We start from the raw sequence: 22,896 nt of genomic DNA on the forward strand, positions 1-22,896 counted from the left end.
TCCTCTTCTTTGGGTATGACGGTTTTGCACCACAAGTTTATAGCGAAGTAATAAAAGGATATTAGGAAATGTGATGATAAAAATATCCAGGATAGTTCCAGCTTTGGGGTGGCGGGTACCGGTACTGGCATCCGGTTGCTTGAGGTGTGAGGGAACTATGATCGGATTTAGAAAGAGTAGCGAGACGAATACGACCCCCTAGACAGTCGATTGTGGATTGTATACAATCGACGCTAACGAAGGAGGCTTTGATGGCACGTCTGGTGCGACTGTCGATGAAGGATCGACTTGTCCAAGAATTACGTAAGAAGATTCTCACCGGGAAACTTGAGCCGAAAAGCCGTGTTGTTGAACAGGACATCTGTGAGACCTACGGGGTGAGTCGCACCGTGGTGCGTGAGGCTCTCGTGGTTCTTGAACTCCAAGGTCTCTTGGTGGCTACTCCGTATACGGGGACAGTGGTGGCTTCTATCTCACGCCGTGAGGTGGAGGGTCTGCTTCTCCCGCTGCGGGTGCAAACAGAACAGTTTGCGCTTGGCGAAGCCTTTGACGCCTTGGACTCTGACTACTTTGACGAGGCGGAGAACTTGGTGCGCTTGATGGATAGAGCGGTACTGGATCGCGATATCGATGCTTTTAATGAAGCCGATATCGCTTTCCACGGTCTGATCGTTGATGCGGCCCAGTCCGATACGGTTCGGAGCGTTTGGGATGCTATCGATCCGCGAATCCGCATGCATTTTGCTTTGCAAACGGGGAGGTCGGGTGCCTTGCCAACCTTCGTTGAAGATCATCGCGAACTACTGCGTGTTTTCCGAACGGGCAATAAGGAGGAGAGTCTAAAGGCGCTCGGTCGGCACATTATCGAAACGAATAAACCCTATCTCGACTATCTCAATTGAATAAATAAGAATTCCTCGCCGTCGTCTGGATAATCAAAGGAGATTTCCGTGTCGGAGAAAAAGTTGAGGGATAAATCGTCGGTCGCCACCGCGACCGACGGTGCAAAATCCCGCCCTGATTATGTTCTCGTTATTGGGTCAATCATCGTTGTGGCCCTTGTTGTTATCGCATTATTAATGTGGCCAGATGAGGCCCAAAATGGTGCAAGTACCCTTTTTGATGGCTCCACCCGAATCTTCGGTGTTCCCATTCAGGTCCTCGGATTCTTCTGCGTTGCCATGGCCTTGGTACTTGCCTGTTCCCGCATCGGTTCCGTGAAACTGGGATCTGGGAAACCGGAATACTCAACGCCTAGCTGGCTCTTTATGTTCATCAGTGCGGGGCTTGGTTCCGCAACAATGTACTGGGCATTCATGGAATGGGCCTATTATTACAACACCCCGGGTCTCAACCTTGAAGCCCACTCCCGTGAAGCGCTGGACCAGAGTCTGGCCTATGCGTTCTTCCACTGGGGACCCACACCGTGGGCGATGTACGTTATTGCCGGTATTGCAATGGCCTACTATTTCCATATTCGGCGCGGCAAACACCTCAGTTACGCCGGCAATATGGAAGCGGTCAGTAACGGACGAGTCAAAGCGAAGGGCTGGCTTGGCCGCGTCATCGATATTATTTTCCTCTTCACTACCTTCGGTGGGCTCATCCTCACGGTTACGGTAACTGTTAATACCATTTCCGCTGGTCTTTCCGGAATTTTCGGAATTTCTAACTCCCTGATTCTCAAGACGGTTATTCTGCTGTTCTCGTCTCTGCTCTTCGGATTGAGTTCGTATGCAGGATTGACCTCGGGATTGCAAAAACTGGCCCGAGCTGCCGTTGTCGGCGTTTTCCTCTTCGCATTCGTGGTTCTCATCATCGGCCCAACGGAATTCATTGCGCTCAACGCAACGAATGCTATGGGGCTGGAGATCCAGAACTTCGTGCATATGTCCCTCTTCACCGATCCGGTGGGCGGGGGTAGTTTCACCCGCGACTGGACTGTTTTCTACTGGCTGTACTGGATGTCCTACCTTCCTGGCGTAACCATTTTCATTGCTCGCGTCTCGCGAGGCAGAACTATCCGGCAGGTCGTTTTCGGTCTCGTCGGTGGCGGTGCGGCAGGCATCATGTTCGTTTTCGGTGTGCTCTCCAGCTACTCGATTCACGAATTGGTGAGCGGCGGTATTGATGCCCCAAAGATCTTGGTGGAGGATAGCGGTGAATCCGCGGTGGCGGCACTCTTAGCGAACCTTCCCGTGGGCACCATCTTCGCCATCGTGTACTTCATCATTATGCTGCTCTTCCTTTCCTCGCATCTTGATGCCACGGCTTTCACAATTTCGACCGTCAGTACACGTAATCTTCCGGCAGGTAAGGATCCGGCCCGAATTCTCAGAATGTTCTGGGTGCTCATGCTCAGTGCGATTCCCTTCGCGATGATCGCGATCAACGCCAATCTCGAAACACTCAAGACCGGATTGACGCTCACCGCGGTACCCTTCGTTATCCTGCTAGCGCTCCAGATCTACGGATTAATCACATGGCTCAGGCGAGACCTGAAATACTTTGATGCGAAGACCGGAGAAATCACACTTCCCATAGATAACAGCGAATCCGAAGGCCGGGTCGTAACCGATCTCGAAGCAGGAGGTACCCAATGAGCATAGTTATTACGGACGTTGAGGCTATTTGGCTAAGAGTCCCGGCGCTGAACGAACCATGCGAATGGGGCGAAGACGCCTTCCTCATTCGTGTTCATACCGACCAGGGGATAACCGGAATTGGCGAATCCGATAGTTCGCCTGCGGTGCTCAAAACCATTGTTGAGACTCCGGAATCACACTCCAGCAGCAGGGGATTGCGTTCGATCCTTCTGGGTGAGAACCCGCTTGATATTGATCGTCTGTGGCGCAAGATGTTTGACGAATCATCGTATTTCGGACGCCGCGGTGCCGTCATTCATGCTATCAGCGCCATCGATATTGCCCTGTGGGACATCGCCTCGCAGTATTACGGCGTTCCCATTCACCGGCTCTTGGGGGGAAAAGTACGTGATGCCATCCCGGCCTATGGAACTTTCATTCCCTCGAGCGATATCGCGGAAAATGAGCGTATCAGTGCTGAAATCATCGGTCGCGGCTTTCGTGACATCAAGATGGGTGGGGCACAATTTGGTCTTGATCCCGATCACGATGAAAAAGTGGTAGCAGCGGTGCGGCGGACAATCGGCGATAACGTTGGCCTTGCGCTGGATCTAGTCTATCGCTGGAAAAACGTACGCTATGCCTCAGAACAGATAGCGCGCCTGCGTGATTACCGGCTCATGTGGGTAGAAGAACCGATTTATGTTGATAACCACGCCGCGCTGCGGCGGCTAGGGGAATCCGTTGCGGTGCCGATTTCGGGTGGGGAACCGCTGGCAACTCTCGCGGAATTCGACGAATTCATCCGAAACTCTCGGCCGGATATCGTGCAACCGGATATTACGCGCGCCGGTGGAATCACCGAGATGCGTAAGATCGCCGCTCTCGCTGAGCAACAGGGAACCCGGGTAGTGCCGCATGGCTTCAGCACCGGTATTCTGCTCGCCGCAACCGCGCAATTCCTAGCCGCGCTTCCGGGAGGCGACCTTATCGAGTACTCCCAGAGCACCAGCCCGCTCTTTACCGATTTAGTGGCTAATCCGCTCACCCTGGAAAACGGGCAGATCCCTGTTCGAGACACCCCGGGCTTGGGCATAGAACTCAACGAAGATCTCATTGCCCGTTATCGGGTGGAGATGCCGTCCTAAAACAAGAAAACCAACCAACGAAGGTTGATCTATCTAAGGAGAAAAAATGACCTTACAGCTACCGATTGATCAGATCGATGTCTACGTCCTGACCAATCCTCAAGCTCTTTACCGCACCTCGTCCTATTACGATGAGCTGCACGTGACAAATACCGTGGTGCGGGTGCGTAGCCAAGATACCTACGGGGTGGGCGGCGCTATCTCGTGGACCGAAGGCGGCGTGGACGTTGCTCTGGGTAACGCTATTCGCCACGTAGCCCCCTCCATTCTTGGTAAGGATGCGGTGAATCGCGAGGCTCTGTACAAAGTCATGGCGAATCGCTGCGCTTCGATGATTCCGCTCTCAGTTGCCCCGCTCGATATCGCGCTGTGGGATCTGACTGCCAAAGCCGCGGATCTCCCGCTGTACCAGTTCCTGGGCGGCGCGAAACGTTCTATTCCGGCCTATGCCAGCACCCCGTTCTTCTTCACTATTGACGAATACCTGGAGAAGGTTGCGGAGTACCTGGATGCCGGCTACCGTGCCATCAAATTCCATACCTGGTGCATTCCGGACAAGGACCTTGTGCTTGTCGATGAGATGGCGAAAGCCTTTGGGGATCGCGATGTGACATGGATGCTTGATGTGGAAGGCCGCTACGACCGGACCGAGGCGCTCCGGGTGGGCAAGAGGCTCCAAGAACTCGGTTATCTGTGGTTCGAAGCGCCCCTGGGTGATTCCGATCTGGAAGGCTACCAGTGGCTGCGTCGCAAGCTTGATATCGAGATCATTCCCGCTGGCAACGAGATTCTCAGCGGTGGGTTAATTACCCAAGGAATTAGCCGGGAAGCCTGGGATCACCTGCGAGTTGATGCCACGCTCGCCGGCGGTATTACAGGAACGCGGCATATTATGTCCCTCGCTAAGGCCCACGGGATGCAGGTGGAGCTGCAGTCCTGGGGCTATACGCTCTCCCAGGCAGCGAATCTCAGCCTCATGTTGGGCATGGGCAACTGCCGCTTCTTCGAGCAGGCCCTCCCGATTGAACCGATGGAATACGCCGCCACGAATCCCCTCCGAATCGATGAGGAAGGAAATATCGTCGCAAGCGATACTCCGGGTCTTGGTGTTGATATGGATTGGGAGTGCGTTGAGCGCGAAGCGCTATTCTCCTACTCGCTGACGGAACGCGATCTGTGATCCGTGATTCGCATCTGCGCGGCTGCTTCCCGGGTGGTCCCGGGCTAATCCCTTCAGCGCAGTTGCGAGCCTAATCGCATCAACTGCTACTAACTACCGGGAAACAGCAAGTGCCGGGGTGGCCACCTTTCTAGGATGATCACCCCGGCACTTCTCGTTTTCAGGACCGGCCTAGTCGCCTGCGCCGTCGTTGCTACCGGCTACCGCTTTTCGGTTACCGATTATCGGCGACGACGCCGCGCTATCGGGCTACGGCCTAGTTCCCAGCCTTCCGGTCGGCTTCCTGGTTGCGCACCGCCCGGGCGGTGCCGTCCACCACTTCGGAGACGATACGCCGGCAGGCCGGTGCCGCATCCGTGGTGGCCAGCCATTCCTGGCCGAGGGCTAGCAGATCCACCCCGAGGTCGGTACGGCCGGCCAGCTGAGCCGGGTAGGCGTACTCGAGCATATTCGAGGCGATTTCCACCGAATTGTTATCCCACATGTCCTTGGCCACCGCGAAGTACTTTTCCGCGTAGGCACGCACGCTCTCCGCGGAGGAACGCCCGGTGCCCAGGGCGAGGTTGCGCTGGCGGGTATTGGTTTCCGGGTGCACGATTTCTTCCCAAACCTTTTCCTTAGCTGCGCTATCGGGCAGCGCGCCTTCGGCCTGAGCCGCGAAAATCTGCCCGAAGGAGGAAGAATCGCGAGCGAACTCAGCGTCAATATCGTCCTGATCGGCCCGCCCGTTAGCCGCCAGGGCGATAAGGATATTCCAGCGGACTTCCTGGTCGACGTCGTACCCTTCCGGAACGGCCACGCCATCGCGCCACCCGGCAATAAGGCCGAGCTGCTCTTCGCTCACGGCCCGGCGCATCGCCGCACCCATGAGCTGAAGCTGGCGATCCGAACCCGGTGCCGCGGTGAGCGCCAATTCGAAAATGCGCTCGGAAACGGCCGCCGCGAACTCGGTGCGGGTGGCCGGGTTGGAGTAGAGCTCCACCGCGGAATGCAGGGAGCCGAGCACCACGCGCAGCACGGTGCCATCGGTTTCATCCGCCAGCACCGCCAGCGCGATATCGGCGTAGGTGTGGGCGTCAAGTTCGCCGTCGCGCATCATATCCATCGCCGCGAAGACCACCACGGAGCGATCCAGGTGGTTATCGAATTTCTCGAGATTCTCCAGTGCCACCCGGAAGGAATCGGCATCGAAGCGAATCTTGGCATAACCCCAGTCCTGGCTGTTGAGGAGGATAAGATCGGGGCGCTCAGCACCCTTGAAGGACGCGATCTCGGTGCGCTCACCGGCAATATCCACCCATTCGGATTTCACGCAGCGCAGCCCGTCCCCGTCCAGGTCGTAGCCGGCGATGCGGATACGGTGCGGGCGTAGCGAGGAGTTCGCGTCGTTGCTCTGAACCACGGTGAGCCGGTCGATAACCCCGCCGCTGGCCTCCACTTCGGGCCGCAGGGTATTGACGCCGGATTCCTCCAGCCACACCCGGGTCCATTCCTTGAGGTCACGCCCGGAGGAAGCTTCCAGTTCGGTGAGCAGATCGGTGAGCGTGGCATTGCCCCACTTGTGCTTGGCGATATAGGCCCGCACCCCGGCCAGGAATTGTTCCTGCCCCACGTACGCCACCAGCTGCTTGAGCACCGAAGCACCCTTACCGTAGGTGATGCCGTCAAAATTGACGAGCACATCTTCCAGGTCGCGAATATCCGCGGCAATCGGGTGGGTGGAAGGAAGCTGATCCTGCTGGATCGCCCAGGTTTTCTCAGAGGCGAGGAAGGTGGTCCAGGCATCCTTCCAGCGAGTGTTATTCGCGGCGGCCAGGTGGCTCATGAACTCCGCGAAGGATTCGTTGAGCCACAGGTCATCCCACCATTTCATGGTGACCAGGTCACCGAACCACATATGGGCCTGTTCGTGCAGGATGGTGATGGTGCGCCGGTCGATAATCGCGCCGGTGGGCTTGGTGCGGAATACGTAGGTTTCCACGATGGTCACCAGGCCCGGGTGTTCCATGGCGCCGGCATTGTATTCGGGGCAGAAGACCTGGTCGTACTTGCGGAACGGGTAGGGATGCCCGTAATTCGCTTCGTAATACTCGAAGCCCTGGCGGGTGATGGTGAAAATCTCATCAGCATCCAGGTAGGGGGCCAGCGACTTACGCGCGTACACACCCAGCGGAATATCGCGCCCGTCGATGGAATGGAAGGGTTCGCCTTCCACGCCCTCGTAGGGGCCGGCCACAATCGCCACCAGGTAGGTGGACAGGCGCTCGGTGGGCGTGAAATCCCAGCGCGCCTTGCCTTCGCCCAGGGCCACCGGCTCCGGGGTGGGGGACACGGAGAACACCTTCCAGTTCTCCGGTGCGGTCACCGTGAAGGTGAAATTCGCCTTGAGATCAGGCTGCTCAAAATTCGCGAAGACCCGCCGCGCGTCCGCCACCTCAAACTGGGAATAGAGGTAGACCTCGCCATCGGCCGGATCCACGTAACGGTGCAGGCCCTCGCCGGTGCGCGAGTAGTACTGGGTGGATTCCACCCGCACCGTGTTCTGCGCCGCGAGGTTGGGCAGCGGCAGGCGCGAATCCTGGTAGCTGGCCGGGTCGAGCTCCGCGCCGTTAAGCACCACGCGCTCCACCGACTTCGCGATGAGGTCGAGGAACGTATCGGCACCCGGCGTGGCCTCAAAATCAATTTCGGTAACCGCCGCGAAGGTTTCCTCCCCGGTGGTCAGATCAAGTTCAATGCGGTAATTCTGCGTCGCTACGATCTGCGCGCGTTCCGCAGCTTCTGCGCGGGTGAGATTAGTCCCGGCCATCAAGCTTCCTTTCCTTGGCTTTCAGCACAATTTACGTGAAATCCTACCGGTTCTGGCGCGCCCTTGCCCGCACCGCCCGCTTTCACGTTTGGATAGAACCATGAGTACTCAGGTTGAATTTTGGTTTGATGCAACATGTCCGTGGACGTGGATTACCTCCCGCTGGGTCACCGAGGTGGCCGACGCTCGTGATTTCACCGTCACCTGGCGGCCTTTCTCCCTCGCGATCCTCAATGAGGGCAAAGATATATCGGAGGAGTACCGCGCCCACGTGGAGGAGGGGCGCGAGACGGCGCTCGTCGCCATGAAAATCGCCCAGCTCGAAGGCAACGAGAAGCTCGGCGAGTTCTACACCGCTCTGGGCCAGGCTATTCACGAAGACCGGCGCCCCGTGGGGCGCGAGATTCTTGCCGAAGTGCTCGCGGCCCTCGGCGAAGGTAGCGAATATTTGAACGACGCCGCCCATTACGCCGCCGCCCTCCGTGACAGCGTGGCGGCCGGGCTGGCCCTCGTCGGCGACGAGGTCGGCGTGCCCATTATTTCTTTCGACGGCACGGCCTTCTTCGGCCCCGTCATCTCCCCAGCACCGCACGGGGAAGCCGCCCTCGCCCTCTGGGATGGCTGCCTCGCCTTGGCCCGCACCCCCGGATTCTTCGAGCTCAAGCGCTCGCGTACCACGGGGCCGATTTTTAGCTAGCGGCCGCCAGCGCCGCCCGCGGGTGCACGTTTAGATCCACCCGCGGGCCCGGGCGAGCTGCGCCGCCTCGGTGCGGGTGCTCGCCCCGGTTTTCCCGATAGCGGCAGACAGGTGATTACGCACCGTCCCCTGCGAAAGATACAGCTGCGCGGCCATGCTCTTCACGGTCGCACCGCTGAGCGCCAGCCGCAGCACATCACCCTCGCGCTCCGTGAGCGGATTGGGCCCCATTTGCAAGGCCTGCGCGGCCAACTGCGGATCGATAGCGTAGCCGCCGCCCGCAACGGTGCGCAGCGCCGCGGCGAGTTCCTCAGCCGGCGCATCTTTCACCACGAAACCGCGCGCCCCGGCCGCCATGGCGCGCTGCAAATACCCGGCACGCCCGAAAGTCGTCACAATAACGACGCCGCAGCCGGCCCCCGCCGCCTGCAGAGCCTGGGCCGCCGCGATTCCGTCCACGCGCGGCATTTCAATATCAAGGAGCGCAATATCGGCGCCGGTTTCCGCGACGGTGGGAACGACGGCGCTGCCATCTTCCAGCTGCGCGACTATCTCAATATCCTCTTCCAGGTTGAGGAGCGCCGCCAAAGCCTCGCGCACCATCCGCTGATCATCGGCGATCACCACCCGGATGGGGCGGTGGGGCCCCGTAGCCGCACCGTTGCCCACGTGCGGATTGGTGGCGGAGGGGGCACCGGTGCCTAGCTGTGCGCCGTCGTTCATAGGATCACCTCCACGCGAGTTCCCGGTTCCAGCCGGGTGATCGCCAGTGTGCCACCGCCGGCTTCCACGCGCTCGCGCAAGCCGGTCAGCCCGGTCCCTGCCGGAGCCCCCGCGGGGATACCTACGCCGTCGTCCTCCACCCGCAAGCGCGCGCCCGTCTCCCGCTGCTCAATAGTGATGGTGCAAGTGCGCGCACCCGAATGGCGCACCGTATTCGTGACCGCTTCGCGCACCACCCACGCGAAAAGCTGGGCGGTGAGGAGGGGAAGTTCCGGGGGAGGCGTGAAATGCGCGGTGATACGCGCCGAACGGAGCAGCGCGTAAGCAGAATCCAGTTCAGCGTCGAGAGTGGGTTGGCGCAGGTCGGTGACGGTGGCCCGCACCGTGTCGATAGCGTCGCGCGAAATTTTGAGGCTGTCTTCTAATTCAGCGCGGGCCGCTTCCGGATTGCTCTCCAATAATCGCGCGGCCAGTTGAGTTTTCACGGTGATGGCGGTCAGTGAATGGCCCAGCACATCATGAACCACGGAGGCCAGTTCGGAACGCTGCTCGGAAAGGATGAGCTCCGCGCGCATCCGCGCTGACCGCGTGGCAAATTCTTCCAGCAACCGCGAGATGAGAATGGGGATCATCGGGATAATAATGCTGCCCAGGAACGCTCCCCACAAGAAACCATAGGGCGCCAACAGGTGGGCCACCGCTCCGCCCGCGAAACACAGCAATCCACACGGAATCCCGGGGATAAGCGGGAGGGAGAAAATCCAGATTGCCGCGAAAAATGGCGCGGTGAAAGCGAAACCCAGGGGGAAAGGCGGGATGAGCGCCGCCGATAGCCCCAGGGTGAGCGTCCAGAGCAAGAGGGAAACCCAGCGCGGCCAGGTGGGGCGCAGATCCGGGAACTGGAAAGCCAAGATATAGAAGAATGCGAACGCGGCCAGCCCGATATAGCCGAGGGTGCGCTCGGCGGGGGAGAGCCCCTGCGTGAAGAGCACCCCCGCGAAAGGAAAGACCAGGAAAATCAGCCAGATCCCGCTGCCGAAGAGCATGGTCAGGCGCTCGCGGCGGGTGGTGGGGGCCGCCGGTATCTGGTTAGCGGTGCGCCACATGCGGTTCAAATAATGGCTGGAGGGAGACGCGGCAGAGGCGGACGGGGCTGCGGATATGGACGGGGCTGCGGTGGCCGGGGCGGTGCTTGCCGCTGAGACGGAGCTGGCCGCTGAGACGGCGGGAGACGGGGCGGAGCCGGGTGAAGGAGCGGCGGGGGATGGGGCCATACCACGAGCATAGCGGCCGCGAAGTTCCTCCGCGGCCGCCGCTCGTGCCTGCTGATGTGCTCGCACGTTGCTGTACCTTAGCGCCGCACGCTAGCGCCGCACCGTCGAACGGCGCAGGGCCAGGAGCGCCAGCACCGCGAAGATGAGCGTCCACACCGCCACGTTCCCGATTGCCCAGGCGAAGGATTCGGTGGGAAGGGCCTCCGGCATACCCGGCGTGGCGAAAGCACCGGTAATAATCACGTCCCCGTTCTGGGGCCAGTGTGCCAGCACGCCCGCCCCGTAAAAGGGCGTGTACCGGGCCAGCTCCATCATGGCTCCGCTCAGCGGCATGAAGAGATTACCGAGGAAAGCGAGGAGCACCACCACACCGGAGGCAATGGACACCGCGGTTTCGCTGCGGAGCGCCAGAGCAACGGCGAGGCCGAAGAAAGCGAAGGGGAAGACGCCCACCAGGCACAGACCGGCGCTCGCGAGCCAGATCCCGGGGGTATCAAATTGCGCGGTGGTCAGAATTCCGAGGAAGAAGGTCGCGCCGATGGGGAGGCAGGCAATGAGGAGGCTGACGATAATTTTGCCCGCCAGGTAGTCTCCGCGGCGCATGCCGGTCAGGGCCAGGTGGCGGCCCCAGCCGCTGTCGTGTTCCACGGCGGCGGCGCCCGCCATGGACGTCGCGGCGGTGGCTGCCCCGTAAAGGGCCAAGCTCACCATGACGTAGGCGGCGAGGGTGCCGCCGGGAATGTGCTTATCCGTTCCCGGTGAGGCCACTCCGAAAACCGCGAAAATCACGAGGGGGAGGGCGATAAGAAAGATAAGGGAGTCCACCATCCGCAGATTTCGCCAGAGTTCGTGGCGGATATAGGAGAAGAAGATACTGGTGCGGGAACGGGGCGCGGCCGGGCTGGCTATGAGGGTGGTCATGAGAGGGCTCCTTCGGGTGCCGCAGCGGTGGCGGGCGAATCGGTGTGTGGGGAGGCCGTGAGGCTGAAGAACGCATCTTCGAGGCTGGCGGCGGAGATCTGGAGATGGGAGCCGAGCCCTTCGCCAAGAATGACGGCGGCAAGCCGATCAGAATCAGCCACGGTGAAACGCACCAGATCGCCGTCTCGTTCCACCGTGTCGGCGCCGGTGCGGCGGGCCAGCTCTTCCGGAGTGATGGTGGCCTGCGGATTCCAGATGACGGTCAGGTGGTGGCGCTGCTGGGCGGTAATCTCGGCAACGCTTCCGTCAGCTACGATGCGCCCGTTATTCATGAGGATGACCCGCTCGGCGAGGTCCTGGGCCTCCTGGAGGTAGTGGGTGGCGAAAATAATGGTGCGTCCGCGGGCGGCGTCAGCCCGAATATGCTCCCAGAAGTCACGGCGTGCCGTGGCATCCAGCCCCGCGGTGGGCTCGTCGAGGATGAGTAGCTCCGGGTCGGATAGCAGGGCGGCACCGAAGCGGATGCGCTGGATTTGCCCGCCAGAGCATTTGGCGATTTTCCGGGAGGCGAAGTCGCTCATGCCGGCGCGTTCAATAACGTCGCTCACCGGCAGGTGGAAGGGGAGGCAGTCGGCGAGGAAGTGAAGGGTTTCCGCGGCGGTGAGATCACGGAGCATTCCACCGGTCTGCAGCATGGCGCCGATGTGCCCGGTGAGGGCCGGGGAGCCGGGAGTCTGGCCGAAAACTTCCAGGGTGCCGCGGCTGGGTTTGGTGAAGCCGAGGACCATATCGAGGAGCGTGGTTTTCCCGGCGCCGTTGGGGCCGAGGAGTGCCACGATCTCCCCGGTGTCGATTCGGAGGTCGATATTATCGACGGCGCGCACGTTACCGAAAGAACGGCTGAGGGCGCGGGCGGAAACGGCTGGCTTTGTGGTGCCGGCTGGCTGCGCGATGCCGCCTGGCTGCATCGCGGCGGCCGGCTGTGCGGTGCGGGCTGGGACCGTCGCTTGTTCCGGCCGGGCCGGGTGGGCCGAGTTGGCCGCTGGTCTTGTGTTCATGCCATCAGTGTAAAAATGGGCGGCGGGGCGCCGGAACTGCCATGCATCACCAATTCTTCATGACAGATGTCATGGATAGGTGGCCTGGTCAGTCCGGCACTCCGCCGCCGGTACGCCGTGGCAACTAGGCGCGCGTTAGCGCCGTCGTCGTACTATTTCGGCACCGTGCGATGCCGTGCACGCTACTTCGGCCGCGCACGCGGAATGGTGCGTATGCGCGGTATCGCGCACGCAATATGCCGTGCGCACGAAGAGCGCTTTTACCAAATACGCACGCGTTCTTCCGGGGCGAGGTAGAGGCCGTCGCCTTCTTCGAGGCCGAAAGCCTGCGCGAAGGCGTCGATATTTTTCACCGTGCCGTTGCACCGGAATTCGGACGGGGAATGCGGGTCGATGGCGATGAGCTGGCGAGCCCATTCGTCACGGTTCTTGCCCTGCCAGATCTTGGCGAAGGACAGGAAGACGCGCTGCGCGCCGGTGTAGCCGTCAATCACCGGGGTACTCTCCAGGGTGAGGCCCTCGCGTTCCAGGTGGATTTCATAAGCCTTGAGCGCGATAGACAAGCCGCCCAAATCCCCGATGTTTTCACCCTGGGTGAGCTCACCATTGACGTGGAAGGCCTCATCCCCGTTCAACTGGGCCGGAATATAGGAATTGAATTGCGCGATAAGAGCGGCGGTGCGCTTCTCAAATTCGGCGCGGTCCTCATCCGTCCACCAGTTATTGAGGGAGCCATCCGCATCGAACTTCGAGCCCTGGTCATCGAAACCGTGCCCGATTTCGTGGCCGATCACCGCGCCGATACCGCCGTAATTGAAGGCTGCATCGCGATCCTGCTCGAAGAACGGCCACTGCAAAATCGCGGCGGGGAAGACGATCTCATTCCACTGCGGGTTGTAGTAGGCGTTGACCGTTTGCGGATTCATATGCCATTCGCTGCGATCAACTTCCTTGCCGAGCTTGGCGATATTTTCCTCCACCTCAAATTCGCAGGCCGCACGAATATTGGCCAGCAGATCCGTGCCAATCTGCATGGAGGAATAATCCTTCCACTTATCGGGGTAGCCGATCTTCGGGGCGAAGGTATCTAGCTTGGCCAGGGCGCGCTCCTTGGTGGCATCACTCATCCAGTCAAGGCCCCGGATAGAAAGCCGGTAGGCATCAAGGAGATCCGCGACCAGCTGATCCATGGTGGCTTTATGTTCAGGCGGGAAGTAGGAGGCCACGTAAAGCTGACCCACAGCTTCGCCGAGCACAGCATTGACCAGCTGCACCGCGCGCTTCCAACGATCCCGCTGCTGGGTGGTGCCGGCCAACACCTTGCCGTAGAAATCGAAATTCTTTGCATCGATCACTTCGGGCAGGTAGGAGGCACGCGCCAGCAGAATGCGCCAGCGGGTGTATTCCTGCAAGGTTTCCAGCGGGGTTTCTTCCCACAGTTGCGCGGCAGCCTGGAGTGCCTGCGGGGTGGTCACAATAATGGTGCCGAGCTGATCGGGATCATAACCGATAGCGCGCAGCGCGGTGGCCCAGGGGAATTGCGGGGCCGAGGCCACGAAATCCGCGAAGGACATCGGGTTATTGACCTTATCCATATCCCGGGCATCGGTGCGGCTCATATGCGCGGCGGCCAGCCTCGTTTCCACATCGATAACGCGCGCGGAAGCGGCCGTGATGGCGGGGCTAGGCTGGGTGGCCGCTTCATCAAAAGCCAGCTGGGCTAGTTGCGGCACAAAATCCCGGTAAGCATCCAGCATCGGAGCGAATTGCGCTTCGCGGTAATAGGCTTCATCGGGCAAGCCCAGACCGGACTGGCCGATGGAAAATTCGTTCACATTGGGATTGGCCAGGCTGGGGGCTACATCCACCCCGAAGAAGCTATCCACCCCGGTGCGCATGAGCGCACCGATCACGCGGGCCAGATCTTCCTTTGTTTCCGCCTGGGCCACCTGGTCAAGATCAGCGGCGAGGGGAGCGGTGCCCTTCTCATTAATCGCCGCGGTATCAATAAAGGAACGGTAGAGGGCCACAACCTTCGCCAGTGATTCCGCCGGAACGCCCGGTGCGGAATCCGCGGCCGTTTCCGAAGGGGTAGCACCCGCCGCATCAGCGGCCTTCTCAATGAGCTCACGCACGTGGAGCTCAGCTTCATCGCGCAGATCAATAAAGGAGCCTACCGAGACCTGATCGGCCGGAATTTCCTTCTCACGCAACCAGGTGCCATTGACGGCACGGAAAAGATCATCCTGGGGGCGCACCGAAGTATCAGCGCCCGAAAGCACAGCATGCAAAGCAGTATCAGTCATGTGTCCAGGGTAGTGGACGCCTACGACACTTTAAATAGCGCATCGCCACGGGCGCAGCTCCTCGTTCCCGCCGGGCTCGCGCTGGCGGCGCCATCGCGCCGCCGCACCGTCGCGGCGCACCGTGGGCGCCGTATGCACCGTTGGCCCCGTGGGCGCCGTCGCCGCACCATCCCCAAAGTAAAAGTGACAAGCGGCACAATAGGATAGGATTGCTGCATGCGAGTACATATTGGAACAGATCATGCCGGTTTCGAACTCAAGGAATTCCTGGTGGAGAAGCTCGAAGCGAGTGGCTACGAAGTTGTTGACCACGGCGCGAAAACCTACGACGCGCTCGATGATTACCCCGCCCCGTGCATTGCCTGCGGGCAGGGCGTTGTAGACGATGCCGGGTCGTTGGGCATCGTGCTGGGTGGCTCCGGGAACGGCGAGCAGATTTCCGCGAATAAGGTGCGCGGGGTGCGCGCCATCCTCGCCTGGAATGAAGATACGGCCAAGCTCGGGCGCGAACACAATAACGCCAACGTCATTTCCATCGGCGCGCGCCAGCACACCCAGGAAGAAGCCTGGCACCTGGTCAAGCTTTTCCTGGAGACGCCCTTCAGTGAAGACGAGCGCCACCAGCGCCGTATCGACCAGATCGCGCGGTACGAAGGCGCCTAAAGCGGTACGAAGGCGCCTAAAGCGGTATGAGGGCGCCTAAAGCGGCCTAGATATATATCGCTGGATCGATGAGTGGTTCGTGATGGGCCGGGGTGCGTACCCGCGCGGGGATTCCCACCGCGGTCGCTTCCGCCGGCACATCATGAACGACGACGGCGTTCGCGCCCACCTGGGAACCGTCCCCAATGTGAACAGGGCCTAGTATCTTTGCGCCTGCCCCCACCATGACACCATTTCCCAAGGTGGGATGGCGTTTGACCGGTTCGGCTGATGACCCACCCAGGGTTACCCCGTGGTAGATCATGCAATCATCGCCGATCTCCGCAGTTTCCCCGATCACCACACCCATGCCGTGGTCAATGAAGAAACGGCGGCCAATGTGGGCACCGGGGTGGATTTCTACCCCGGTGAGCAACCGGGTGGCTTGGGAGAGGAGGCGCGCCGGTAGCCGCAGCCGCGGCGTCGCCTCCCACATCGCGTGTGCCACCCGGTGCCCCCACACGGCATGCACGCCGGAGTAAGCCAGTACCACTTCCAGGCGGGAACGCGCCGCCGGATCGCGCCGGCGCGCCGTATCAATATCTTCCCGCATGAGCCGGAGTGCTCGAGATAAACCCATAGGACCTACTCTAGCGGGCCGCCCGCGCCGTGGGCTCATAGCCCCGCGCCAGGTTGGCCTGCGCCGTCGTACCGGTACCTACCACTAGTCGCGGTAGGGATCGAAAAGGGGAGTGGAAGCGTAACGCTCCCCAAAATCGGGGATGATCACCACGATGCGCTTGCCGGCAGCTTCCTCGCGCCCCGCCACCTCGAGGGCGGCCTGGAGCGCGGCGCCTCCGGAAATGCCCAGCAGCAAGCCCTCTGAGGTAGCAGCCGCGCGGGCAACCTCGAGAGCCTTCGCGGTGGGAACCGGGATGACTTCGTTGTAAAGCTCGGTGTCAAGCACCTCAGGAACGAAATTCGCGCCAATACCCTGGATGCCGTGCGAACCGGCCCGTCCTTCGGAAAGCAGCGGGGATTCGGCGGGCTCCACCGCGATAATTTTCACGTCCGGGTTGTGACGGCGCAGCGCGCGCCCCGCCCCGGTAATGGTGCCCCCGGTGCCGATACCGGCAACGAAGTAATCCACCTTGCCTTCGGTATCCGCCCAGATTTCCTCACCCGTGGTCTTTTCGTGGATCGCCGGGTTGGCGACGTTCGTGAACTGGCTGGCCAGAATCGCGTTCTCGGTAGTCGCCACGATTTCCTCGGCGCGCGCCACGGCGCCGCGCATGCCTTCCTTCGGGTCGGTGAGCTCCAGGCGCGCCCCGAAAGCGCGCAGCAGCATGCGCCGTTCCACCGACATGGATGCCGGCATCGTCAAAATAACCTTGTATCCGCGCGCGGCACCTACCCAGGCCAGGCCGATCCCGGTATTCCCGGAGGTGCCCTCCACAATGGTGCCACCGGGGCGCAGCGCACCGGCCTTTTCAGCGGTGTCGATAATGGCTACCGCCGCCCGGTCTTTTACCGAGTTGGCGGGATTGTAAAACTCAAGCTTGGCGAGGACTTCCGCGGAGCTGCCCTCCGCGAGCTTATTGATACGGACGAGGGGCGTGTGCCCCACTAGTTCAGTAGCGTCGTTGAAAATGGTCATATTTTCCTCCTCGGGTACGCTAACGCCGCTGCGAGCCATATTGTTCCCGCCGCTCCATCGTATTTTCTGGAGTGCGCGCGGCGCACCGTGGCCCGAGATGTGGATAGAGCTGGGCAAATGCTTGCGCTAGCCGCGCGTGGTGGTGCCCGATTCCTGCGCGCGCCGTTCGGCCTCCGCGGCGAAAGCCGGAATGAGAAAATCGAGTTTGGTATCGAGGTTGGCCCGGTCGCGCCATTTCAGGCGGGAGAACAGCACAATATTTCCGCGGGTGGGCTGGGCGATATCGGCATCATCTTTGACGTTATTGAATGACGCGGCCGCGGCGTGGGTGGCCATAATGATATTGGTAACGGTATCCACCGCCAGCAGCCCGATTTCCACATCCCAGCCGGCGATATCTTCGAGCGCATTAATAAGGGCGTTGAGGTGCGGGGCAATAAAACGCGAGGTGGCGGAGAACTGCACGAAAAGCAGGTCGAGCCCCGGGTGGGTATCCATGAGCTCCCATACCTTATTCGCATAATCGCGCAGCAAGGCATCCGCGCTATCCCCTTCGGGTGGGGGATATTCGCTCGAAACGCGCGCCAAACACGCTTCCATGAGGTCTTCGCGGCTTTTGAAAAGGCGATAGAGAGCGGATGTGGCCACACCGAGCTTCTCGGCAACCTGGCCGAGCGTGAACCGATCCAAACCGATTTCGAAAACTGCATCGATTGCTTCATCGGCAGTAAAGGTCGGTTTAGGGCCGGTCTTCTTGTGTGACCGCAGGGGGCTTCTCATGGCATCACCGTATTCAGGGGTTGATGTGTGTCGATACGGCGCAGCACGATGTGGCCGTTTTTGTTTATTTTAACGCGCTATAGACGAGTCGTCATGTTTATCCAGGTAAGGGGACCTCGATAATCGCATCCTCAATTTGTTCGACGCCGACATTCCCCGCGGATAACTCTGCCATCATAGCGGCCAGGGCCGCGCCGCGCTCCGTAGAAATATGCAATTCAACACCGTGGTCGCGGTAGTCCATCTCCGGGGTGAAGCCGGCGCCGGAGAGGGTGGCAATGTACTTGCCGGCATCGGAATGGGGGAGGAAAGCCCGGTAACGGGGCACGACTCGCCGTTCCACCATGCGGGCCTGGCCGAGCGCTTGGGTTACGGAATCCGAATATGCCCGCACCAGGCCGCCCGTTCCCAGCAGGGTTCCCCCGAAATATCGGGTGACCACCGCGACGACGTCGGTGATGCCCGCGCCGAGGAGAGTATCGAGCATGGGGCGCCCGGCGGTGCCGGAGGGTTCGCCGTCATCAGAAGAACGGTGGATCGGAGCGCTACCAGGAACGGAGACCACGTAGGCGCTGCAATGGTGGCGCGCATCGGGGAAGCGCCGCTTCTCGCCGTCGATTACGGCGCGCGCCTCCGCCTCGGTGGCAACCCGCGCCAGTACCGTGATAAAACGCGAACGCTTGATCTCGAGTTCGGTTTCGTAGCGCGCCCCGGCCTCTAATAGCACATCCGACATATCGGTATTCTCTCATCACCGGTGCGCGCACGGGGCGCGGCGATGCTTGATATCTCACACGCGCCATCTGGCGCGGCGGGGAGGTGATGAGGTAGACTCATTCGCTGTGTGTTATTGAAGCGTCACTAGTGGCGCGGATATTCACGAAGATTCGTAGCGGCTGCGCAGGGCGGCCCGGAAAGTAGAGAGGAGCGGTTGACATGGCAGTACCTAAGCGCAAGATGTCCCGCAGCAACACCCGCTCTCGTCGCTCCCAGTGGAAGGCCGAGCTCACCGAGCTCCAGACCGTCCGCGTGCGGGGCCGCGAAGTGCGCATCCCGCGCAAGCTGGCCAAGGCTTACAAGAAGGGTCTGCTCTCGGACTAAGTCCGCGGGAAGCTCAAGCTTGCTTACCCTCGTGAGGATTCCTCACGGGGGTATTTTTTATCTTGCGGGGTAGTTGCTGGCGGCAGTGGGCAGCTCATTTCCTAGAATGGAAGGGACACCGACGAAAGGGGTCCCCATGCAAACCCGTCGCTACGCCGCCATCCTCGCCGCCGCGGCCCGCCAAAAACTCAGCCGCCGCGCCGTTCCTCAGGCTGACGAGCTGCCGCGGGTGAAAGTCCACGCGGTTGCCGAGCGCGCCGTGGGGGAAGGCATTGCCCGTTTCGCCGGCGGGGGAGTGGGCGGGCACGCCCCGGCTGCCCTGCTGCACCAGCTGTGCCTGGGCCCCACCCTCGATATTCTTGCCGACTCCCGCCTGCCCCTGGTCGCCACCGGCGCCGTGATCACCGACCTACGGTGGGAGATTCTCAGCCCCGTCCCCTTCGGCCGCCCGCTCACGGTGCGGGCCTGGGTCGCCAGTTTCGAGCGCGATGAGAAGGGCACGGCGCTACGCGTCGCGGCGGATATTTCGTACGACGGCGCAGTATGTTACCGGGAAATCGCCCGTTACCTGGACCGCGGCAGCACCGGGAGCCCCGTGCGCCTCACCGGGGAAGAACCGCAACCCGAGCACGGTGCCCAGCCGGGGGACGGGGCACCGTCCGCACCGTCCTCGGCATCCGCACCTGGCGCCGTTCTCGATTTCCGCGCCGAATTCGGGGTGGATGATGCCGGACATCTGCGTTACGCTACCCCCTACGCTCTAGCCGAACGGCGCTTCACCGCTAAAGACGCCCGCCATTGGGCCCGCCTGACCGGAGACATCAACCCGATTCACCTCTCGGGCGCCACCGCGCGCCTCTTCGGTTTTAGCGGGGCGGTGCTCCACGGCGCCGCCACCGACGCCTGGGCTTGCGGCCAGCTGGGCCTGCGCGGGGACGCACCGGGCAGCGGGGAGGTTACCTTCCGGGCGCCCCTGGTGCTGCCCCAAAAGGTGGTGCTGCGCGCCGTGGGGGAAGAAGGCGCCGTCGCCGTGGTGGAAGAACGCACCGGGCGCGACCTCGTCCACCTGCGCTACACCAGTTCGGAATTACGCGAGGCGCAGGCCGGCATCGTGCTCCCTATCTGCGAGGGGAAACCCTCGAGCACCGCGGTCTCGCGGGGCATGGTGGAAGTCTTCGCAGAAAGCGACGCCGCGCTCGCCGCATCCCTCGAGGAGGCTATTCCCTGGCGCCGCACCTACCGCGAGCCCTACGCGCAGCTCACCCGGATTGACGATCCGGCCCACGGCGCGGAGACGGCGCGCGCCGGCCTGGACTTCGTACACAGCACCCTCACCTTGCATGACGGCACGCCGCTCGCCGAACTGCGCCCGCGCGGCGGGGCACCACGGGGCGAAATCCTGCGGGGCACCACGGTGCCGTGCCCCTTCACCGTGCCTTTCCGGGGCCGGGAGATTCCGGAGCACCGGCGCGGGGCAACCCGTCAGGATTCCCGCGGGGACTACGTGTACCTGAGCGGCACGGAGCTCTTGGACCACCTCGCGCTCTGGGAAGAAAACGGGCGGGTGCAGCCGGGGGTGCTGGAGGCGCTTACCGAGGTGGTGCACAACCCGGAGATGATGCGCCTGGAGGGGCGCACCGTGGCGGTGCTCGGCGCCGGGGCGGAGCTCTCGCCCGCGCCCACGCTGCTGGCCACCGGCGCGCGAGTGGCGGGAGTGGGGCGCAGCGAGTCGCGCCGTATGCGCACCCTCCGTGCCCGGGCTCTGGAAGCTGCCGGAGATCTGCATATTGCTCCCTCGGGTTTCGGCGATGTGACCGCCGCCCCGGACGCGGTAGCCGGCTGGCTTCTCTCTCTGCCCGGCGACCTCGTGGTGGTGGATACCCTCTATGCGCCCGGATATAAGTTCGTGCTGGTGGAGGCGGGAGCGGATGCGGTGCTGCGCATGGTGGGCGAAGAAAGCGCGGCGGCCTTCGCCTGGTACGGTTCCCCCACGGATGCCTACCCGGTTGCGGGGAACGACGCCGCAGCGGCTGGCGCCGCTGAACTCTCTGGCGGCATGGACCTCACCAACGCCACTGAACTTCCCGGCGGGCTGGTTTCCCGAGCGGCGATCCGCAGCTGGGCGAAGCTGTCCGGGGCGCGGCCGGCCCGGCAGGGCGGCATCGTCAATCTGCTCCAAGATATCCAGGGCCCCAATTACGCGGCAGCTAAACGCATCGGGCGGTGGCGCGCCACCGTGGAGCGGGAAGCCGGCCGCAGTATTTCCTACACCATCGCACCGATGGCCCGCACCGAATCGGTCCTCATTTCCCAGCCGTTGCGTGCCGGATATGCCGGTTTGGAACGGCTGGGATACCCGCCCCTTGCCGCGGATACCGCCGCGGCCCTCCTCGCCGGCCTGCTGGTCTGGGACCTGCACCATCCCGAAGCCACCGCCTCCTCCGCCAGTTTCCTGACCGACCGCGCCCTGGATGGCGGGCTGCTTTCCATTCCCTACCAGCCCAATGACCTGGCCGGGCTCGCGCTCCTCAGCGGGGCCGAGAAACTCCTCGGGCGCCCTAGCAAACCTACGGCCGGGCGCTTACGGGAGCGCCCGGCCGTAGGGGATGCGTCCTCGGGCTACTAAACGAGGGAAGGCTGCTAGGAGCCCGAGGACAGATCTGGTTGGAGTGGACAGGTTCCTTTAGTGGATGAGGACCTTGAGGGCATTGGTATCCGCGGCGTGGGCGAAAGCCTCGTAGGCTTCCATGATGTCCTCGAAGGCGAATTCGTGGGTGACGAACTTATCGGCGGGCAGCTTCTTGGCGGCCACCAACTTGAGCAGCATTTCCAGGGTATTAGTGGACACCAGACCCATAGAAATATTGATGTTGGAGATCCACAGCTTGTCGATAGGCAGATCAACCGGCTTGCCGTGCACGCCCACATTGGCTACGTGGCCACCCGGGCGCACGATCTGGAGGCAGGTATCGAAGGTGGCGGGAACACCCACGGCCTCGATGGCGACGTCGACACCCAAACCATCGGTGAGGGCCATGACCTGCTCCTTCCAATCGGCGGAGCTGTTATTGACCGTGTGGGTGGCACCGAAATCACGGGCGCGATCCAGGCGCTTATCATCGAGGTCAATGGCGATGACCTTGGCCGGCCCGTACAGGCGTGCCGTCATTACCGCGGCCAGGCCCACGGGGCCAGAGCCGACTACCGCGACGACGTCGCCCGGCTTGACCTTGCCGTTCTGCACCCCGATTTCGAAACCGGTGGGGAGGATATCGGAGAGGAGGATACCTTCCGCATCGCTCACGCCTTCCGGAATTTTGTACACGGAATTTTCTGCGAAGGGCACGCGCACGTATTCGGCCTGGGTGCCGTCAATCATGTAGCCGAAGATCCAGCCAACGCCCGGCATACCTTCGGGATCCATGCAGTGGGCGTACATGCCTTCGCGGCAGTAGGAGCAATGCCCGCAGGAGCTCACGCAGGAGAGAATCACCCGGTCGCCGACCTTGAGATTTGTCACGTTCGAGCCAACTTCGGTGATGCGACCAATTCCTTCGTGGCCCAGAATGCGCCCGGGCTGCACTTCCGGGGTGTCACCCTTGAGGATGTGGAGATCGGTACCGCAGATCGTGGTTGCTTCCATCTTGACGATAACGTCGGTGGGTTGCTGGATTTGCGGGTCAGGAACTTCTTTCCATTCCTTAATACCCGGGCCTCCGTAGACAAGAGCCTTCATAGTTTTCTCCTCATTGAGTCGCTCTGGTGAATGCGGTGCCGTGACTGGCGCCACCCTTCTAATCTAATGGGACGTATGGCCTATGGAAAGGGCATATTGCGGCGCGTTGTGTAACTTTGATCACCCGGGAGATTTACAAGAAATGCATGAAAACATGCGGGAAAGTGGATGGGGTGATGGGTGGAATGGGTTGACGTTGGTGCCAAGGGTGTGTCTCGTTATTTAAGGACATACGTCCCGCTGGGGGCTAGCTCTTGCGGGAATTGCACGCTGCCAGCT

General features: G+C 61.6%; 19 protein-coding genes. 8 read left to right on the forward strand and 11 right to left on the reverse strand.

Features of this window, described 5'->3' with window-relative positions; translation table 11 throughout:
* The first annotated feature begins 251 nt into the window (after window positions 1-251).
* Genes ACRQEC_RS00070 through ACRQEC_RS00085 form a run of 4 tightly spaced genes read left to right on the forward strand, consistent with a single transcriptional unit; the run spans window position 252 to window position 4,913 of the window.
* Window positions 252-902 carry a GntR family transcriptional regulator gene (locus ACRQEC_RS00070; protein ID WP_284889731.1) on the forward strand — a complete coding sequence of 217 codons (651 nt, stop codon included), beginning with the start codon at window positions 252-254 and terminating at the stop codon, window positions 900-902.
* Between the two features lie 48 nt (window positions 903-950).
* Window positions 951-2,603: a BCCT family transporter gene (locus tag ACRQEC_RS00075; RefSeq protein ID WP_284889730.1), complete on the forward strand. Its 1,653-nt coding sequence runs from the start codon at window positions 951-953 to the stop codon at window positions 2,601-2,603.
* On the forward strand, window positions 2,600-3,733 hold the full coding sequence (locus tag ACRQEC_RS00080) for a mandelate racemase/muconate lactonizing enzyme family protein (RefSeq protein WP_284889729.1): 1,134 nt from the start codon (window positions 2,600-2,602) through the stop codon (window positions 3,731-3,733). Before ACRQEC_RS00075 ends, ACRQEC_RS00080 begins: the two co-directional genes overlap by 4 nt.
* 46 nt (window positions 3,734-3,779) lie before the next feature.
* A complete protein-coding gene (locus tag ACRQEC_RS00085; protein WP_284889728.1) occupies window positions 3,780-4,913 on the forward strand; it encodes a mandelate racemase/muconate lactonizing enzyme family protein in 1,134 nt (377 codons plus the stop codon).
* A 256-nt stretch (window positions 4,914-5,169) separates the two neighbouring features.
* On the opposite strand, the gene pepN is transcribed toward ACRQEC_RS00085, so the two are convergent.
* Window positions 5,170-7,722: an aminopeptidase N gene (pepN, locus tag ACRQEC_RS00090; protein WP_284889727.1), complete on the reverse strand. Its 2,553-nt coding sequence runs from the start codon at window positions 7,720-7,722 to the stop codon at window positions 5,170-5,172.
* A gap of 100 nt (window positions 7,723-7,822) precedes the next feature.
* On the opposite strand from pepN, the gene ACRQEC_RS00095 reads away from it, so the two are divergent.
* Window positions 7,823-8,419, forward strand: coding sequence for a mycothiol-dependent nitroreductase Rv2466c family protein (locus tag ACRQEC_RS00095; RefSeq protein ID WP_284889726.1), 597 nt, complete (start codon window positions 7,823-7,825; stop codon window positions 8,417-8,419).
* Between the two features lie 30 nt (window positions 8,420-8,449).
* Here the strand turns inward: ACRQEC_RS00095 and ACRQEC_RS00100 are convergent, their stop codons facing one another.
* From ACRQEC_RS00100 to ACRQEC_RS00120, 5 genes are all read right to left on the reverse strand, one after another.
* Entirely contained in the window at window positions 8,450-9,142 is a 693-nt protein-coding gene (locus ACRQEC_RS00100; protein ID WP_284889725.1) for a response regulator transcription factor, read from the reverse strand.
* Window positions 9,139-10,248 (reverse strand): sensor histidine kinase, encoded by a 1,110-nt coding sequence (locus tag ACRQEC_RS00105; protein WP_284889724.1) that lies wholly within the window; start codon window positions 10,246-10,248, stop codon window positions 9,139-9,141. Before ACRQEC_RS00105 ends, ACRQEC_RS00100 begins: the two co-directional genes overlap by 4 nt.
* A 258-nt stretch (window positions 10,249-10,506) precedes the next feature.
* Window positions 10,507-11,337: an ABC transporter permease gene (locus ACRQEC_RS00110; protein WP_284889723.1), complete on the reverse strand. Its 831-nt coding sequence runs from the start codon at window positions 11,335-11,337 to the stop codon at window positions 10,507-10,509.
* On the reverse strand, window positions 11,334-12,395 hold the full coding sequence (locus ACRQEC_RS00115; protein WP_284889722.1) for an ABC transporter ATP-binding protein: 1,062 nt from the start codon (window positions 12,393-12,395) through the stop codon (window positions 11,334-11,336). The genes ACRQEC_RS00110 and ACRQEC_RS00115 overlap by 4 nt, the downstream gene beginning before the upstream one ends.
* A 260-nt stretch (window positions 12,396-12,655) precedes the next feature.
* Entirely contained in the window at window positions 12,656-14,701 is a 2,046-nt protein-coding gene (locus ACRQEC_RS00120) for a M13 family metallopeptidase (RefSeq protein WP_284889721.1), read from the reverse strand.
* Between the two features lie 216 nt (window positions 14,702-14,917).
* Here ACRQEC_RS00120 and ACRQEC_RS00125 point away from each other — a divergent pair, with 216 nt between their 5' ends.
* Window positions 14,918-15,364 carry a ribose-5-phosphate isomerase gene (locus ACRQEC_RS00125; protein WP_026428484.1) on the forward strand — a complete coding sequence of 149 codons (447 nt, stop codon included), beginning with the start codon at window positions 14,918-14,920 and terminating at the stop codon, window positions 15,362-15,364.
* Between the two features lie 46 nt (window positions 15,365-15,410).
* Here ACRQEC_RS00125 and epsC read toward each other — a convergent pair whose 3' ends face one another.
* From epsC to ACRQEC_RS00145, 4 genes are all read right to left on the reverse strand, one after another.
* Entirely contained in the window at window positions 15,411-15,983 is a 573-nt protein-coding gene (gene epsC, locus ACRQEC_RS00130) for a serine O-acetyltransferase EpsC (RefSeq protein WP_087071041.1), read from the reverse strand.
* A gap of 84 nt (window positions 15,984-16,067) precedes the next feature.
* Window positions 16,068-17,000 carry a cysteine synthase A gene (cysK, locus tag ACRQEC_RS00135; protein ID WP_284889720.1) on the reverse strand — a complete coding sequence of 311 codons (933 nt, stop codon included), beginning with the start codon at window positions 16,998-17,000 and terminating at the stop codon, window positions 16,068-16,070.
* 126 nt (window positions 17,001-17,126) lie between these two features.
* Entirely contained in the window at window positions 17,127-17,780 is a 654-nt protein-coding gene (locus ACRQEC_RS00140) for a TetR/AcrR family transcriptional regulator (protein ID WP_284889719.1), read from the reverse strand.
* Window positions 17,781-17,877: 97 nt separating this feature from the next.
* Window positions 17,878-18,516: an IMPACT family protein gene (locus tag ACRQEC_RS00145; RefSeq protein ID WP_284889718.1), complete on the reverse strand. Its 639-nt coding sequence runs from the start codon at window positions 18,514-18,516 to the stop codon at window positions 17,878-17,880.
* Between the two features lie 200 nt (window positions 18,517-18,716).
* On the opposite strand from ACRQEC_RS00145, the gene rpmF reads away from it, so the two are divergent.
* Together rpmF and ACRQEC_RS00155 are read left to right on the forward strand one after the other, a co-directional pair.
* The gene (gene rpmF, locus ACRQEC_RS00150; protein WP_016442420.1) at window positions 18,717-18,881 is read left to right on the forward strand and encodes a 50S ribosomal protein L32; all 165 of its coding nucleotides are present in this window, start codon (window positions 18,717-18,719) and stop codon (window positions 18,879-18,881) included.
* A gap of 136 nt (window positions 18,882-19,017) precedes the next feature.
* A complete protein-coding gene (locus ACRQEC_RS00155) occupies window positions 19,018-21,507 on the forward strand; it encodes a MaoC/PaaZ C-terminal domain-containing protein (RefSeq protein WP_284889717.1) in 2,490 nt (829 codons plus the stop codon).
* A gap of 57 nt (window positions 21,508-21,564) precedes the next feature.
* Here the strand turns inward: ACRQEC_RS00155 and ACRQEC_RS00160 are convergent, their stop codons facing one another.
* A complete protein-coding gene (locus tag ACRQEC_RS00160) occupies window positions 21,565-22,617 on the reverse strand; it encodes a zinc-dependent alcohol dehydrogenase family protein (RefSeq protein WP_026428489.1) in 1,053 nt (350 codons plus the stop codon).
* Between the last annotated feature and the right edge of the window lie 279 nt (window positions 22,618-22,896).

The organism is Actinotignum saccati (assembly GCF_051265055.1).
Taxonomy (GTDB): Bacteria; Actinomycetota; Actinomycetes; order Actinomycetales; family Actinomycetaceae; genus Actinotignum.